General features: G+C 66.5%; 1 protein-coding gene. It reads left to right on the plus strand.

Annotated elements, in window-relative coordinates; translation table 11 throughout:
- Positions 1-93 precede the first annotated feature (93 nt).
- Positions 94-1,082, plus strand: a 989-nt coding sequence (locus G9C89_RS24895) for a carboxyl transferase domain-containing protein (RefSeq protein WP_315852851.1), incomplete at its 3' end; no start/stop codon positions are given.

Here is a 1,082-nt window from a genome sequence, read left to right on the forward strand (position 1 = left end):
GCGTAGGGTGGAAAACCGCGAAGCGTTTTCCACCAAAGCCGGTGGATGGATAAAACGTCATCCACCCTACGGATTACGGTATCGGAGTCACTGATGGCCATCCTGCACACCCAGATCAATACCCGCTCGCCGGAGTTCGCCGCCAACAGTGCGGCCATGCTCACCCAGGTCAACGAGCTGCGCGCCCTGCTCGCCCGCGTCCACGAGGGCGGTGGCGAGAAGGCCCAGCATCGGCATTGCTCGCGCGGCAAGCTGCTGCCGCGCGAACGGATCAACCGCCTGCTGGATCTCGGTTCGCCGTTCCTCGAGATCGGCCAACTGGCGGCCCATGGCGTCTACGGCGAAGAAGTCCCCGCCGCCGGGGTGATCGCCGGCATCGGCCGGGTCGAAGGCGTCGAGTGCATGATCGTGGCCAACGATGCCACGGTGAAAGGCGGCAGTTACTACCCGCTGACCGTGAAGAAGCACCTGCGCGCCCAGGCCATCGCCCTGCAGAACCGCCTGCCCTGCATCTACCTGGTGGACTCCGGCGGCGCCAACCTGCCGCGCCAGGACGAGGTGTTCCCCGACCGCGAGCACTTCGGTCGGATCTTCTTCAACCAGGCCAACATGAGCGCCATGGGCATCCCGCAGATCGCCGTGGTCATGGGCTCCTGCACCGCCGGCGGTGCCTATGTGCCGGCCATGGCCGACGAGGCCATCATGGTGCGCAACCAGGCGACCATCTTCCTCGCCGGCCCGCCATTGGTGAAAGCTGCCACTGGCGAGGTGGTCAGCGCCGAGGAGCTGGGCGGCGCCGATGTGCACTGCAAGACCTCGGGCGTGGCCGACCACTACGCCGATAACGACGAGCACGCCCTGGCCCTGGCCCGCCGCAGCATCGCCAACCTCAACTGGCGCAAGCTCGGGGTACTGAACAACCGCGCACCGATTGCGCCGCTGCACGATGCCGAGGAGCTGTACGGGGTGATCCCGGCCGACGCCAAGCAGCCCTTCGATGTACGCGAGGTGATCGCCCGTATCGTCGACGGCTCAGTCTTCGACGAGTTCAAGGCGCTGTTCGGTGCCACCCTGGTCTGCGG

This window comes from Pseudomonas tumuqii, assembly GCF_013184545.1.
GTDB classification, from domain to species: domain Bacteria; phylum Pseudomonadota; class Gammaproteobacteria; order Pseudomonadales; family Pseudomonadaceae; genus Aquipseudomonas; species Aquipseudomonas tumuqii.